Source organism: Gemmatimonadota bacterium (assembly GCA_040388535.1).
Lineage (GTDB): Bacteria > Gemmatimonadota > Gemmatimonadetes > Gemmatimonadales > GWC2-71-9 > Palsa-1233.
In genome coordinates, this window is record JAZKBR010000007.1 from 245,845 (window position 1) to 261,177 (window position 15,333).

A 15,333-nucleotide genomic window follows, 5' to 3' on the forward strand; every position below is an offset into this window, starting at 1 on the left:
AGGTTCGGATGGCAGACCAGGGTTCGTCACGCGGCTCACTCATTATCGGAATTGCGGTCGTGCTGGCCGCGCTCATCGGCGCGGGTGCGGTCTCATCGCTCAAGCGTGCCGGCGATGACATCACCGTAACCGGCTCGGCGAAGCGTGCCGTGCAGGCCGACCTCGCCGTCTGGCAACTCGACGTGAACGGGCAGGCGAGCACTCAGCTCGATGCGGCGCGCGTGGCGCGCGATGGCTCGGTACGCACCCGCGCCTTCCTCGCGAAACAGGGCTTTCCCGATAGCGCCATCACGGTGCGCGCCCCGACCACCTTCGCGGTCAATGAATTCGTCAACGGGAGTGAGACCGGACGCATTCTCGGCTACCGCGTGATGGTACAAGTCGAGTTGCGGACCCCCGATGTGGCCAAAGTGGCGGCGCTGGCCGGCGATGTCGCGGCGCTCCTCGGCGAGAACATTCCAGTTGTCGCCCAGGCTCCCCAGTATCTCTATGCCAAGCTCCCCGAACTCCGCGGGCCATTGCTCGCCGACGCGACCCGCGACGCCAAGGCACGAGCCGAGGAGATCCTCAAGGCGGTGGGCTCCGAGGTCGGCCGCATCAAGGCGGTCCGGGTGGGGGTATTTCAGGTCACCAAACGGAATTCCACCGAGGTCAATGACTACGGCATGTACGACACCAGCGACCGGGAGAAGGAGGTCACCGCCGTGGTCCGGGTCACCTTCGCGCTCCAGTAGCCGCCCGGGATTGGCTGCGATTTCTCCATCGAATGGCGGAGCGGCGGGACGGTAGCAGAGTGAAACGCTGTCTAAGGTGGACGGTGCGGCGACCCGATGCTACAATCGTGAGTTGCCGATCGACCGCCCTTTGCGATGCGAGTGCCCGTGACCCTGCTGCGCCACACCCGGAAGACCACCCTGCTCGCCGCCATCCTGGTCGCGAGTGTTGCGGGCTCCCTCTCGGCGCAGTCGTCCACCTTCTCGAAGTCCGAGAAGCCGTTCGCGACCATCTCCCGGATGTTCTCCAAGGCGCCAAACCAGGATTCCCTGGTCCAGGTGGCGCGTGAACAGGTCGGTCTTCGCTACAAGATGGGCGCCAAGGCCCCAGGCAAGGCCTTCGATTGCAGCGGCCTGGTGCAGTGGGTGATGGCCCGCTTCAACCTCGATGTCCCCCGGACCTCACGTGAGCAGTCGAAGCTCGGACTCGAGATCCCCAAGGATCCGGCTCAGCTTCTGCCGGGCGACTTGCTCTACTTCGGCAAGGGAAAGAAGGTCGACCATATCGGCATCTACGTCGGCGACGGTCGCTTCGTCCACGCCGCAAACCGTCGCAAGGGCGTGATCGAATCCTCGCTGCCGACTGGTCGCTGGGCGACCAACTGGTGGAAGGGCGTTCGCCGCATCTTCGAGCCGGGGACCGGCGCCGATTCGCTCAACGGTGCAACCGTGGATTCGATTCTCGGGGCGCACACGATCAGCTGACGGCATCGCTCGAGGAAGAGAAGAGGGGGACTCCACGCGGAGTCCCCCTTCTTATTTCCATCACCAAGCCGGTTTCACGGCGATGGATCGTCCGCGGGACGCTCGGTCACGAGCCACGTCAGCAGCGCGGCAACACCTAAAGTCACCGCACCACCCACGGCCTCCATCGGCCGGTCCCGGATCACCACCAGCAACGTCCAGAGGGAGAAACCCGCGAAGAAGAGTGGAATCCACGGGTACGCCCAGACGCGGTATGGCCGCGGCAGGTCGGGCTCGCGGCGGCGCAGGATGATGACACCGAGTACGGCCAGAAACGTGAAGAGCGTGAGCGTGAAGCCGGCGTAGGTCAGGATCCCGTCGAATGAATCGGTGAGCACGAAGGCCAGCGCCAGCGCACCCTGCAGCAGCACGGCCCTCGCGGGCGAACCAATGGCAGTGCGCTGCGCCAGCGGTCGTAGTGGCGGCAGGTCTTCGGCCATCGCTTCGATCACGCGAGGCCCTGCCAGTGTCATGGCACTGATCGAGGAGACGAGCAACAGCGCGATCACCGCGCGCATCAATCGCCCCCCCGCCGCGCCGAAGATCTGTTCGCCGGCAATCGCGCCCACATCGATCTGACCGGCGAGATTCTCGATCAGTGTGGTGCGGAGGAAGATCCAGTTGAGCCCCACGTAGAGCGCCGTGACGAGCAGCGTGCCCAGCGCGAGGGCGCGTGGCACGTTGCGCTCGGCGTTGACGACTTCCGCCTGGAAGTATGCCGCGGCATTGAAGCCGGAATACGCGTAGGAAACGAAGACCAGCGAGAGCGCGAACGAACCGCTCGCGATGTTGCCCAGCGAACTCGCCGCCGGCGCGAACGTCATCCCCGAATCGGGACCCCGGATCCAGCCGACACCGATGAATGCGAGAATGAGCAACACCTTGATGGCCGTGACGACAACCTGCACTCGGCCGCCGACCTGCGGCGCCAGCAGATGGACACCTGTGGCTGCGAGGATCGCGAGGATGCCGAGCGTGCGCGCCGGGATGCCAAGCAACGGCCCGGCGTATTGACCCAGCGCCATCGCCGCGAGTGCCACCGGTGCCGCGAACCCCACCGCAACGGAGACCCAGCCGGCCACGGTGCCGAGGCCAGGGTGATAGATCCGGCCGAGGAACCGGTACTCGCCCCCCGAGCCACGGATCGCGGCGGAGAGTTCGCCGTAAGTGAGCGCGCCGGCCAACGCGATCAGCCCGCCGACGAACCAGAGCGCGAGCAGGGTGAAGCCGTCGGTGGTCTCCTGCACTTGCAGCCCCAGCGTCACGAACACCCCGGTGCCAACGATGTTGGCCACCACGGTGGCGAGTGCGGCCGAGAAGCCGAGGGGACGAGGCGAAGGCGGTGTGGTCATGGCGAGGTTGTACATCGAAGATAGCGTCGCGCGGTGTGCCGGCGCGTCACACGACCGACAGGTGCCTCGCGCCAGCGCCGGCGACCTGCTAGAATCCGGCCGTGGCCACTGTCCCCCGGTCCACGCCGACCCACCCCACACGGATCCCGCTCATGTCGCACGGTTCTCCCGACGCGTCGCTCTCGCGCCGCGACCTGCTCAAGGTGGCCGGTGCCACCGGTGCGGCGTTTGCGCTCTCCCCCGAACTCGCGGACGCTGCCGCGCCTCCGGTCTCCCCCCTCGCGCGCGCCGCCACGATGATGGATGTGCCGTTCGAGAAGCACGCCAAGGTTCGCATCGCGATCGTCGGGACCGGCTTGCGAGGCAAGTCAGTGCTGGGTGAACTGCTCGCCGTCGACGGTGTCCAGATCACCGCCCTCTGTGACATCGTCCCCGAAAAGGCGCAGCGTGCGGCGAAGATGGTAACCGACGCGGGCCAGCCGGCGCCTACGCTCTACACCAGCGGCGAGCGTGCCTTCGAGCAACTGGTGGAGCGCGACGACATCGACATTGTCTACACGGCGACGCCATGGCCCTGGCATACACCGGTCTGTCTCGCCGCCCTGAAGGCCGGCAAGCACGCGGCGACCGAAGTGCCGGCGGCGACCTCGCTCGAGGAGGCCTGGGCCCTGGTCGACGCGTCCGAGAAGTCGCGCAAGCACTGCCTGATGATGGAGAACTGCTGCTACGACTTCAACGAGATGCTCGTCGATACCATGGTCAAGCAGGGCCTGTTCGGCGAGGTCCTCTATGCCGAGGCGGCGTACATCCACGACCTCAGGGCGCTGCTGTTCGAGGACCGGGACGAGGGACTCTGGCGTCGGCTGCCGCATACCAACCGACAGGGCAACTTCTACCCGACCCATGGGCTCGGGCCCGTGGCGTGGTATCTCGACATCCACAAGGGCGACCGGTTCGACTACCTCGTCTCGATGTCGACCGCAGAGCGGGGCCTGTCGCTCTGGCGTGAAGCACATGTCCTGAAGGAGAGTCCGAAGTGGCGCGAGACCTACGTCGAGGGTGACCTCAACACCTCGCTCATCAAGACAATGCTCGGCAAGACCATCCTGCTACAGCATACCGTGAGTTCTCCCACGCCGTACGACCGACTCAACTCCATCCGCGGCACGAAAGGCGTCTTCAAGGACTACCCCGCGCGCTTCTTCCTCGATGGGCAGCAGGGCGGCGAGCAGTTCAAGCCGATCGACGAGTTCAAGGCGCAGTATACCCATCCCCTCTGGCAGCGCGTGGGCGAGATCGCGCGCGCCAAGGGCGGCCACGGCGGCATGGACTACATCATGGCATACCGGCTGGTGGAGTGCATGCGGGAAGGATTGCCGCCCGACTTCAACGTCTATGACGCCGCAGCGTGGAGCGCACCATGGCCGCTCAGCGAAGCCTCACTCAAGAAGGGGAGTGCCCCGATGAAGTTCCCTGATTTCACCCGCGGTGTCTGGCAGCAGCAGCGGAAGGGCGCATGAACCCGACAACGCTGGACTGGGGCATTGTCATCGCTTCAATCGTCATCTGCTTTATCCCGCCCGTGCTGCTTGCGCGAAAAGCCGGCAGCAGCACGGCGGAGTTCTTCACCTCGGGCCAGGCGGCGCCATGGTGGCTCATCGGCGTCTCGATGGTGGCGACCACCTTCAGCACCGATACGCCGAACCTCGTCACCAACTTTGTCCGGACCGGCGGCGTCGCGAGCAACTGGCAATGGTGGGCCTTCCTCCTCACCGGGATGGCAACGGTCTTCTTCTTCGCGCGACTCTGGCGGCGCAGCGGCGTCCTCACCGATCTCGAGTTCTATGAGCTGCGCTACAGTGGTCGCGCTGCGACGCTGGTGCGCGGCTTCCGGGCCGTCTATCTCGGCTTCTTCTTCAACTGCTTCATCATGGCCTCGGTCAATCTCGCGGCCGCGAAGATTGCCAACGTGGTGCTCGGCTGGCCGATCGGCAAGACCTTGCTCATCTGTGCCATCCTGAACGTCGTCTTCGCCGCAACGTCCGGGCTCTGGGGCGTGCTGGTCGTCGACTTCATCCAGTTCGGCATCGCCATGAGCGGCGCGTTCGCGGCCGCCTACTTCGCACTCCATCAGCCCGAAGTGGGTGGCATGGCCGGCATTGTCGCCAAGCTGCCGGCCAACACGCTCAATCTCGTCCCCGACTTCAGCGACTGGGGACTCACGTTGTCACTCTTCGTGATTCCGCTGACGGTACAATGGTGGTCGGTCTGGTATCCCGGTGCCGAACCGGGTGGCGGCAGCTACATCGCCCAGCGGATGCTCGCGGCAAAGTCGGAGCGCGACGCCCTCGCCGGCACGCTCTTCTTCAACGTGGCGCATTACGCCCTGCGGTCGTGGCCCTGGATCATCGTCGCCCTCGCCTCGATCATCGTCTTCCCGACGCTCGACTCGATTCGCGTCGCCTTCCCCAACGTCGATCCTTCGCTCGTGGGGCACGACATGGCCTATCCGGCGATGCTCAAGTTCCTGCCGCACGGTTGGCTTGGCGTGATGATCGCCGGTATGCTCGCGGCGTATGTCTCCACCATTGTGACGCACCTGAATTGGGGATCGTCCTACCTCGTGCATGACTTCTGGCGCCGGTTCGTCAAACCCGACGCGAGCGAAAAGCACTATGTCCTCATGGGCCGCGTCATGACCCTGCTGCTGATGGTGGCTGGTGTCGGCTTCACGTACATGCTCGACAACGCGAAACAGGCGTTCTCGCTACTCCTCTCGGTTGGCGCGGGGACGGGCCTCCTCTATCTGCTTCGCTGGTTCTGGTGGCGCATCAATGCCTGGTGTGAAATCGCGGCCATGGTCTCGTCGTTCGGCATGGCGGTCGGCTTCTTCATCGCCGAAAAGCAGGGCTTCGTCATCCCGGCCTCGCTCCCGCTCCTGGGAACGATTGCGGTCACCACGCTGGTCTGGGTCACCACCGCATTCCTCACCGCACCGACCGAACATGGGACGCTCCTCGCCTTCTATCGCCAGGTTCGACCGGCCGGGCCGGGATGGCGCGCCATTCGTGAGGAGTCCGGCCTCGGCGCCTCACCCGATTCCCTCCCGCAGGCCTTCCTCGCCTGGATGCTCGGCGTCATGATGGTCTATGGGGCGCTTTTCGGAACTGGCTCACTCCTGTACGGCCGTACCGGCCCTGCCCTCTTCTGGATCACCACTTTCGTGATCAGCGCGGCGTGGCTGATCCGGCTGGTCCCGCGCCTCTGGAGTGGTGCCTCCACCGGATGAACCACCCCGCCACCAGCGCGATCGTGCTCGCGCGCGGCCTCGGGACGCGGATGCGTCGCGAGGCCGTCGGGGTCGTGATCGATCCGGTGCAGGCCGCCGCCGCCGATCGCGGCCTTAAGATGATGATTCCGGACGCGCGCGGACGACCGTTTCTGCTGCATCTGCTGTCGAGCCTCGCCGACGCCGGCATCAGTGACGTCTGCCTCGTGGTTGCTCCGGACCACGACATCCTGCTCGACTACTTCGCTCAGCATCCCGCGCAACGCTTGCGCATCAGTTTCGCCATCCAGGCTGAGCCACTCGGCACCGCGAACGCGGTCCTGGCGGCCGAGTCATGGCGAGCAGACCGCGACGCCCTCGTGCTCAATGCCGACAATCTCTATCCAGTCGAGGCCATCAGGGCGATGGTGGCACTCGACGGGCCCGGGCTCGCCGCGTTCGATTTCGCTGCCCTCGTGCGCGAGGGAAACATCGATGCAGCCCGTCTCGCCGCGTTTGCGATTCTCGAGATTCGTCCCGATCACATGCTCGCGCGCATCATCGAGAAACCCGACCCGGCCCAGCTCGCTGCGGCCGGGCCCGCGCCGTGGGTGTCGATGAACCTGTGGCGCCTCGACTCCGCGACGATCGCAGCATGCCGTGACGTTCCGAAGTCGGCGCGCGGTGAGTTCGAGCTGCCCGAAGCGATCGCACTGGCGATCAGCCGGGGCGTCGCAGTTCACACGGTCCGCATCCGTGCCGGCGTACTCGACCTGTCGGCACGTGGCGATATCGCGTCAGTGGCGACCCGACTCGCAACCCGGGAACCGACAGCGTGACGCGCACCTGGGCCGATCGGGTTGCGGCCCTGGGTCTGCAGGGTCGCAGCGCGCTCCTTGCCACGGAGCGCTTTGCGGAGGTCGAGCGCCGCTTCGCCGAGCGCTTCGGGAATACTGCCACGGCGCGCGCGTGGTGGGTGCCGGGTCGCATCGAGGTCCTCGGCAAGCACACCGATTACGGCGGAGGTCGCTCGCTGCTGGCGGCGGTCGAGCGCGGCTTCCATGTCGTCGCACGACCGCGGACCGATGGCCTGATTCGCCTGCTCGACGCTTCCTCCAACGCGATGCTGTCGGTGCCGCTCGCTGCCGAGGTCGAGCCGCGCCCAGGACACTGGACCGACTATCCGATTTCCGTGATCCGACGCGTCGCGCGCGACTTCCCCCGTGCCACGACCGGTCTCGACATGGTGATTCGTTCGTCGTTGCCGGCCGCGTCCGGATTGTCGTCCTCGAGCGCCCTCGTGATCGCCACCTTCCTGCCGCTCGCGAGCGTCAACAACCTGCGACAGACGGCCGAGTGGCAAGCAGCATTTGCCAATGACGATGCCCTCGCGGGCTATCTCGGGGCCGTCGAGAACGGTCGCGTCTTCGGCAGCTTCCCCGCTGATCGCGGCGTCGGCACGCACGGCGGCAGTGAAGACCACACCGCGATCCTCCGCTGCCGCGCGGGAAGGCTGTCGCAATACCATTTCCTGCCGGTGACCCCCGAGGCCGACTTCGCGCTCCCCACAGGCTGGACCTTCGTTGTGGGAGTCTCAGGCGTCCACGCGGCGAAGGCGGGACGGGTTCAGGCACACTACAACGCGCTCTCGGGGGAACTCTCGACGCTCCTCGCACGCTGGTGCGAGGCGACCGGTCGCAGCGATCCCTCGCTCTTCGCCGCCCTGCGCAGTGCGCCGGACGCCCCGCCACGGCTCGCTGCGATCGCAGAAGCAACATCGGCCGCACTCGCCGCCCGGCTGGCGCAGTTCCGCGATGAAGTCGAGGTGATCATTCCGGGCGTGGTGGCAGCATTGGCGAATGGTGATCTCGGACGCGCCGGAGAACTCGTGGCGCGATCGCAGTCCCACGCCGAGCGGACCCTTGCGAATCAGGTGCCCGAAACTGTTTACCTCGTCCACAGCGCCCTCGCGCACGGAGCCGCAGCCGCGTCAGCGTTCGGAGCGGGATTTGGGGGGAGCGTCTGGGCACTGGTGCCCGAAGCATCGGCGGCGCAGTTCCGCGCCGCCTGGCTCGAAGACTATATCGAGCATTTTCCGGAGCATCGGCAGCGCGCCGACGCCTTCCTCTCGGCGGCTGGCCCCGCCGCGACCGAGATCTGATCAGGGCGCCGTCGCGCTCACATCCTTGGTCTTGACGTAGAAGTTGCGGTCGACCGCGAACGCCGCTGGTGCCGACAGCTTCACCGGGATCGTCTGCCACTCTGCCGTCGGGTGGACCACCACATAACTCGAATCCGCGGTCGTGACCGGCAGCGGCATATCGAAGCCGTTGACCACGTTGGTCCAGCGATACGAGAGCGTGGTACCGGCGATGCGGTACTCGAGCACCGGGATCTTGATCGTGGTGAGATACTGTTCGAAGACCTTGCTCAGGTTGATGCCGGATTGGGCACTGATGTAATCCTCGATCTGCGCGCCACTCACCGTCTGGTGCCAGAACGTGCGATTGAGCCCGCGCAGGATCGCGAGCCACTTGTCATCGTTGTTGATGATGTGACGGATCGTGTGCAGCATGTTGCCGCCCTTCGGGTACATGTCACCCGAACCCTGATTCTGGACCCCGAAGGTCCCCTGGATCGGCGAGTCGTTCCGGATGCCGCGCCGATTGCCGATGTTGTAGTCCTCGCCCGCCTTCTTGCCGAACTTGCACTCGGTGAAGAGCCCCTCGGCATAGTTCGCAAAGCTTTCGTGCACCCACATGTCGGCCACGTCCCTGGACGTGATGTTGTTGCCGAACCATTCGTGGGCGCTCTCGTGCACGATGATGAAGTCCCATTTCATCCCGTACCCGGTGCCGGAGGCGTCGCGCCCCTTGTAGCCATTGGCGTAGTCGTTGCCGTACGCGACTGCACTCTGATGTTCCATCCCGTTGTGCGGTGATTCGATCAGCTTGTAGCCGTCCTCATACCACGGATACGGGCCGAACCAGTGTTCGAAGCACTGCAGCATCTCCCTGGCCTGCGGAAAGGTCCGCTGTGCCGCGGCGAGGTGATAATCGAGCGGATAGAAGTCCATCGTGAGCGGACCATTCTCGCCCTGATACTGATCGCTGTAGTGGGCGTAGTTGCCCGCGGACACGGCGATGTCGTAGTTGTTGATCGGGTTGCGGACGAACCATTCCCACGTGCTGGTGCCGTTGGCGTGATGGGTCACCCGACGCAGCCGGCCGTTCGAGACATTCATCAGCGGATCGGGCACCGTGATCGCTACCCGCTGGCTGTCAGGTTCGTCCGTCTGCGAGTCCTTGTTCGGCCACCAGACCGACGCGCCGAGCCCCTGGTTCGAGGTCACGATCCAGGGCCGCGAGAGCGAATCCTTGACCCAGGTGAAGCCGCCATCCCAGGGCGGGCGCTTGGCGGGTCGAGGCTTGCCGTGGTAGTACACGGTGATCGCCTTCTCACTGCCGACCCGCTGAGGCGACACCAGCATCGCGAAGAAGGCATTGCCGTCGCGACGGAACCGGACGCGGCGACCTTCCTGCACCATGCTGTCGACTTCGAGCGGCGTCTGGAGATCGAGCTGCATTTCCTTCGCCGCGCTCCTGACGCGATAGCGAATGATGTTCACACCGGTGATGCTGCTGTCGGCTGGACGAATGGTGACGTCGAGGTCGTAGAAGGCCACATCCCACCAGGCTCGCTGGGGGGTCACGGTCCCCCGGAGCGTATCGGCGTGGGTGAACACCTTTGGCTGCTGGGCGGCGAGCGAGCCGGCCAGCACGGGAACCAGGGCAACGAGACACCAGCGACGCATCTGGGCCAGTCCGGGATTGGAAGGAGAAGCGTCAAGTATGGCACCTCCGGGGTAACGGGTCCATTCCCGGGTGGGGGCAGCCTACAAAACCGCTCCCCTGCGGTCGATACGATGGGATTGTCCACGCTCAATCGACCCCCCGAAAGGAGCCCACGATGCGCCCCCGTTCTCTCTTCCTCAGCCTGACACTGACACTGGCCGCCATCGCCGGCTGCAGCAGCGACAATGGCACCGGCGACCCCACGTGCAGCATCAGTGCCGTCGCGATCACCGGCGCCCCGGCGACCATGCTTGTTGGCGGCTCGACGACACTCGGCGCCAACGTCACCCAGACCAATTGCACCGCGACCACGGTCGCCTGGACGACCGACAATGCCTCGGTCGCCACGGTGTCCGGAGCAGGTGTGGTCACCGCTGTCGGAGCCGGCACGGTAACGATCACCGCCACCAGCGGCGGCAAGAGTGGCACCGCAACAATCACCGTCTCCATCCCCCCGGTCGCAAGCGTACTGATGGTGCCCGACTCGGTCGTGGTGGCCCCGGGCGGAGCATTTCTCTTCGCCGCCACTCCGAGAGACGCCGGCGGCATCGCGCTGACCGGTCGGACCATCGCGTGGAGTTCGACCAATGTGGCCTCAGCCACCGTCTCGGGGAGCGGCCTCCTTGCGGCCCTCGCACCGAGCACCACGACGACCGTGACCGCGACGAGCGAGGGTCAGGTCGGATCGGCAAAGGTCTGGGTGGTCCGCCCGCGCCTCGCCTATTTCTGGAACAATGACCAGAACCCCGCCGCCGTCTACGAGCCGACGACGGGCTACTCCTTTGCGTCATTCGCCGGCGCCTTCAGCGTCAACAAGGCGGGCACCGGGAACTACACCGTCGGCTATCCGCAGATTGGCCGCGCCACGCGGGAGACCGAGGCGCTCTTCGTGACGGCCTACGGCACACCCGATGGCTACTTCTGCCGCGTCGGCGGATGGAATGATGTCGCGGCGAACCTGAGCTGCTTCGATGCGGCCGGCACGCCTGCCGATGCGCGCTTCGATTTCACGGTACTCGGTTCGGCAACCTTTGCGGGCCGCTACGGCTACGCCTGGGTCGATGACGCGGCATCGGCAACATCCATTGCGAGTCCCGATTACCGATACTCATCGAGCGGACTTCCAATCACGGTGAGCCACAGCGGCGCCGGTGTCTACTCAGTGCGCTTCGCCGGACTCGCACGGGCGAATGGCGCGGATCGCGAGGGCGTCATCGTCTCCACGTACGGCGGCGGCGCGACTGCTATCCAGTGTCAGCTCGGCGGCTGGGTCAGTGCCGGCGCGAATACCGACGTCGAGGTCCGTTGCTTCAACGCCGCAGGGGATCCGATCGATTCCCGCTTCGATATCGCTCTGATTTCGGGACCTCGAACTGACGCGAAGGTTGCCTTCGCCGACGCCGACCAGCCCGCGGTCGCGAGTTACGTCCCGACGAGCAGCGCGGTCAAGCCGACGGGCGATGTCGTGGTCACCCGCAGCGGAGCCGGAACCTATCAGGTGCTCTTCAACGGCTTCGGCCGCTCGGCCGGTGCCACCGAGACGTTCCATGTTGCCGCCGTCGGCACGACGGCTCGCCGCTGTCACGTGACGAGCTGGGGGGGTGATGCCGGTTCGACGACGGTCGGCATCGCGTGCAGCACCCCGGCGGGCGTGCGGGCCGATACCCGGTTCGCGGTCGTCGGCCTGCAGTAGTTTTCGAACGCGAGCCGGGCGCTGGGCCGGGGAACACCGGCGGGGGCGGAGTCGTTTCCTTGACTCCGCCCCTGTCGTTGCTACTCTCCTAGCATTCTCCCCACGCCGGCGACCAATGAGCCAGCCAACTCGCACCTGTCCGACCTGTCACACTCCTCTCCCGGGTGTCGCGGCGTATTGCTACGTATGCGGGACCGAAACGCCCGTGGGCCTCAATCGGGAAACGGGCGAACGGGTAGCGGTGACGCGGTCGGGCATCGGCCCAGTGGCGCTGCGGAGCAAGCTCCAGCGCGCACTTGGACCGGGCTACGAGTTGCAGGACCGGATCGGCGCCGGCGGTTTTGCCGAGGTCTTCAAGGCACGCGATCTCCGGCTGAAGCGCGACCTAGCCGTAAAGGTGTTGCGTCCCGATCTGGGCCTCTCGCCGGATCTCCTGCAGCGCTTCCGGCGCGAGGCCGAAACGATCGCCGCACTGCGTCACCCGAACATCGTGCCAGTCTACGACGTCGGGGAGGCCGAAGGACTCGCCTACATCATCATGCCGATGATCCAGGGAGAGAGTCTCCGCGCCATCCTGGACCGCGACGGCGCCATGCCGATTGCCGAAGTGCGGCGCATCCTCAAGGAAGCCGCCTCGGGACTGGCCGATGCCCACGATGCCGGCGTGGTGCACCGCGACCTCAAGCCCGAAAACCTGATGCTCGAGGGCAAGGACAAGCGCGTCCTGCTCATGGACTTCGGCATCGCCAAGATCGTCGGCGCCGCGACCGGTGAAGACGGCGATCCCGCCGAGGCGTTGACCACGACGGGCATCATCATCGGGACACCCCAGTACATGAGCCCCGAGCAGGCGTGCGGCGACAAGACCATCGATGCCCGCACCGACCAGTATTCGCTTGCCGTCGTCGGCTACCGGATGCTGAGCGGGGTGCTGCCGTTCGAGGGCGAATCAACGCGCGCGGTACTCTACAAGCAGTTGGTCGCCGACCCCAGTCCGATCACCGAGAAGGTTCCGGAACTTCCGGCGCCGATGGCGACGGCGATCCAGCGCGCCATGGCCAAGGAACCGGCAGAACGCTTCCCGTCGATGCGCGAGTTCGGTGCGATGCTCGACGCCGAGAGCACCCTCACGCCACCGCCACCGCTGCATATAGTCACGCCGAAGAAGACCTCGCCCTTTGCTGTGCTACTGCTGCTGGTAGCCGTGGGCCTCGGCGGGATCTTCTGGTACTCAAGCCGGACCGAATCAGGCCTGGCGGCTGACGAGCTCGCCAATAGCACCGCGGTTCCTCCGGCGACGGCGCTCCCCGGCGCGCCGCCGGCGGCTCCGCCAGCAGCAGGCGGCGCCACGACCGCGCCGACCTCGGCACCAGGAAGCCCCGCGACGAAGGGAGAGAAGAACGCCCTGCCGGCGGGGTCGAATGCGCCACTGGCGAAGGGAGCTAAGGTCCCGGCCGGAACTCCCGGCGGACCCGCAACAACCAGCCCGGCGACCTCGGCAGCAAGCTGTGGTCGCGCTTCGGACGCAGGCGACTGGAGTGCGGCCGCAACCGCCTGCGCCAAGGAAGCCGAGGGCGGCAGTGCCAGCGCGCAGCGGATTCTCGCCACGATGTATGATCGTGGCAACGGTGTCGCGCAGGACCCGGCGCAGGCAGTAAGCTGGTACCGGCGGGCAGCGGCAACCGATGCCGAGGCGAAATTCCAGCTCTCCCGGATGATTGAAATCGGTCGCGGCACACCGCAGAACAACGGCGAGGCCATCGCACTGCTGCGCGAGGCAGCGGCCACCGGGATGCTCAAGGCGCAGCAACTGCTGGCCTTCCGGCTCGAGAACGGCGGCGGTGTCAAGAAGGACGAGAGCGAGGCCGCACTCTGGTATCGCCGTGCTGCCGAAAAGGGCGACGGCGCGGCCATGGAGAAGCTGGCCGAGTTTCTTGCCAAGGGACGCGGCATTCCGAAGAACGAGACCGAAGCACTCGACTGGTACAAGAAGGCCGCCGACAAGGGGTCGGCCGAGGCCTCGTGGCAGGCCGCCCAGATGTACTTCAAGGGCAAGGGCACCCCGAAGGACGAAGCCGCCGGGATGGAATGGCTCAAGAAGGCTGCCGCGAAGGACCTGCCTGACGCCGTCAAGGAGCTGAAGAAGCGGAACGGATAGCAAGACTAGAGACTAGAGACTAGAGAAGAGAGAAGCTGTAAGGGCCGGCACCTCGTCACGAGATGCCGGCCCTCTCAGTCTCTAATCTCTGATCTCAAGTCTCTAGTCTCTGCTTTTCGCATCGGGACGGCGGGATTTGAACCCGCGACCCCTACCACCCCAAGGTAGTGCGCTACCGGACTGCGCTACGTCCCGCGATACGGACGACAAGCTAGCGGCAGCATGAGGGCATCGGAAGGGTGCCGGAGCGGTGCTGGCGTCCCGGCCAATCCGAAAGTACCTTAGCACTAAGATGCCAACTGACGCTCTCAAGCTCTGGGTCGTCCTCGCTCGTGCCTATCAGGCCATCGGGGCGCGTGCCGAAGAACATGCCCGTGAACACGACCTCACCATCGCCGAATTTGGCGTGCTCGAGGCCCTGCACCACGACGGCCCGGCACTCCTCGGCGAACTCCAGAAGAAGCTCCTCGTCTCGAGCGGGGGCGTGACCTGGCTGGTCGACCGGCTCGAGCGACGCGGGCTGGTGGAGCGCGCCGCGTGCAATGAGGATCGCCGTGCCCGGTACGCGCGCCTGACCGAGCCGGGGAAACGATTCATCGCCAAGATCTTTCCTGCTCACGCCGAAGTCATTCGCGACGCCTGCTCCGCGCTCAACGGGGCGGAACAGCGTGAGCTCGCCGCGCTGCTGCGCACTCTCGGCAAGGGCGCGGCCGGTATCGCCGAACCAGCTACTTCAGGACGCCGTAAATGACCACTCCATTGCTCCAGGCGCTTGTGTCACCAGGCCAGCCCGACGCGCCGGTGCTGGTGCTCCTGCACGGGCGCGGAAGTGACGAACGCGATCTCTTCCCGATCGGTCGTGAACTCGACTCCCGCGCCACCGTGGTCTCGGTGCGCGCACCGTTCGAAGCCGCGCCATGGGGCTACGGCCCGGGTTGGGCGTGGTATCGCTTCCTCGGCGGAACGACGCCCGAAGCGGAATCTTTCGTCGCCGGCCAGGAAGCGCTGGCCCGGTTCCTTGATGATCTCCCCGCCCTCCTGGGCCGTGCGGTTTCCTCTGGATCCATCGTCCTCGGTGGTTTCTCCCAGGGGGGCACCACGGCCCTGGCCTTCGCGCTTCGGAACCGGGGCCGGGTGGGAGCGGTGATGGTATTCTCGGGCTTCCTCGCCGATCACCCGTCCGTGGTGGCTACCCCTGCCACGGTCGCGACGCTGCCGATCTGGTGGGGCCATGGAACCGCCGATGGGGCCATCCCCTTTGCGAACGCGGAGGCCGGGTGGGCCGCGCTACGCGACGTCGGCGCCGAGCTGACCACCGAGAGTTACCCCGGGATGGGGCACAGCATCTCTCCGGCAGAGCTTCGATCAGCATCCCTGTGGCTACGGTCCACAGCTTGCCAATAGGGGAGGTGTGGCGTCGCTGCACGGGGGGCTTTTTCGCCCCCGTACCGGAACCGGGAAGAGACCCGTAACTCCTTCCAGCTTCATCAC

The 15,333-nt window shown here is 65.9% G+C and carries 12 protein-coding genes and 1 tRNA gene; 10 read left to right on the plus strand and 3 right to left on the minus strand.

The window, feature by feature from the left end; all coding sequences use genetic code 11:
- The first annotated feature begins 8 nt into the window (after positions 1-8).
- Both V4558_14430 and V4558_14435 read left to right on the plus strand, forming a co-directional pair.
- Positions 9-734: an SIMPL domain-containing protein gene (locus V4558_14430; protein ID MES2306704.1), complete on the plus strand. Its 726-nt coding sequence runs from the start codon at positions 9-11 to the stop codon at positions 732-734.
- Between the two features lie 135 nt (positions 735-869).
- A complete protein-coding gene (locus V4558_14435; GenBank protein ID MES2306705.1) occupies positions 870-1,478 on the plus strand; it encodes a C40 family peptidase in 609 nt (202 codons plus the stop codon).
- A gap of 74 nt (positions 1,479-1,552) precedes the next feature.
- Here the strand turns inward: V4558_14435 and V4558_14440 are convergent, their stop codons facing one another.
- Positions 1,553-2,869: an amino acid permease gene (locus V4558_14440; protein ID MES2306706.1), complete on the minus strand. Its 1,317-nt coding sequence runs from the start codon at positions 2,867-2,869 to the stop codon at positions 1,553-1,555.
- A 152-nt stretch (positions 2,870-3,021) separates the two neighbouring features.
- Between V4558_14440 and V4558_14445 the strand changes: the two genes are divergently transcribed.
- Genes V4558_14445 through V4558_14460 form a run of 4 tightly spaced genes read left to right on the plus strand, consistent with a single transcriptional unit; the run spans position 3,022 to position 8,298 of the window.
- Positions 3,022-4,389, plus strand: a complete 1,368-nt coding sequence (locus V4558_14445; protein MES2306707.1) for a Gfo/Idh/MocA family oxidoreductase — start codon at positions 3,022-3,024, stop codon at positions 4,387-4,389.
- Complete coding sequence (locus V4558_14450) at positions 4,386-6,158, plus strand: sodium:solute symporter family protein (protein MES2306708.1); 1,773 nt, start codon at positions 4,386-4,388, stop codon at positions 6,156-6,158. The genes V4558_14445 and V4558_14450 overlap by 4 nt, the downstream gene beginning before the upstream one ends.
- Positions 6,155-6,976, plus strand: a complete 822-nt coding sequence (locus tag V4558_14455; GenBank protein MES2306709.1) for a sugar phosphate nucleotidyltransferase — start codon at positions 6,155-6,157, stop codon at positions 6,974-6,976. The genes V4558_14450 and V4558_14455 overlap by 4 nt, the downstream gene beginning before the upstream one ends.
- A complete protein-coding gene (locus V4558_14460) occupies positions 6,973-8,298 on the plus strand; it encodes a galactokinase family protein (GenBank protein MES2306710.1) in 1,326 nt (441 codons plus the stop codon). Before V4558_14455 ends, V4558_14460 begins: the two co-directional genes overlap by 4 nt.
- Here the strand turns inward: V4558_14460 and V4558_14465 are convergent, their stop codons facing one another.
- Positions 8,299-9,951, minus strand: a complete 1,653-nt coding sequence (locus V4558_14465) for a M1 family metallopeptidase (protein MES2306711.1) — start codon at positions 9,949-9,951, stop codon at positions 8,299-8,301.
- Between the two features lie 155 nt (positions 9,952-10,106).
- Between V4558_14465 and V4558_14470 the strand changes: the two genes are divergently transcribed.
- Both V4558_14470 and V4558_14475 read left to right on the plus strand, forming a co-directional pair.
- Positions 10,107-11,684: an Ig-like domain-containing protein gene (locus V4558_14470; protein MES2306712.1), complete on the plus strand. Its 1,578-nt coding sequence runs from the start codon at positions 10,107-10,109 to the stop codon at positions 11,682-11,684.
- Between the two features lie 205 nt (positions 11,685-11,889).
- Positions 11,890-13,842, plus strand: a complete 1,953-nt coding sequence (locus V4558_14475) for a serine/threonine-protein kinase (protein MES2306713.1) — start codon at positions 11,890-11,892, stop codon at positions 13,840-13,842.
- Between the two features lie 121 nt (positions 13,843-13,963).
- On the opposite strand, the gene V4558_14480 is transcribed toward V4558_14475, so the two are convergent.
- Positions 13,964-14,037 (minus strand) — tRNA-Pro (locus V4558_14480).
- 97 nt (positions 14,038-14,134) lie between these two features.
- On the opposite strand from V4558_14480, the gene V4558_14485 reads away from it, so the two are divergent.
- Together V4558_14485 and V4558_14490 are read left to right on the plus strand one after the other, a co-directional pair.
- Positions 14,135-14,593, plus strand: coding sequence for a MarR family transcriptional regulator (locus V4558_14485; protein ID MES2306714.1), 459 nt, complete (start codon positions 14,135-14,137; stop codon positions 14,591-14,593).
- Positions 14,590-15,246 (plus strand): dienelactone hydrolase family protein, encoded by a 657-nt coding sequence (locus V4558_14490; GenBank protein ID MES2306715.1) that lies wholly within the window; start codon positions 14,590-14,592, stop codon positions 15,244-15,246. The genes V4558_14485 and V4558_14490 overlap by 4 nt, the downstream gene beginning before the upstream one ends.
- Positions 15,247-15,333: the final 87 nt, after the last annotated feature.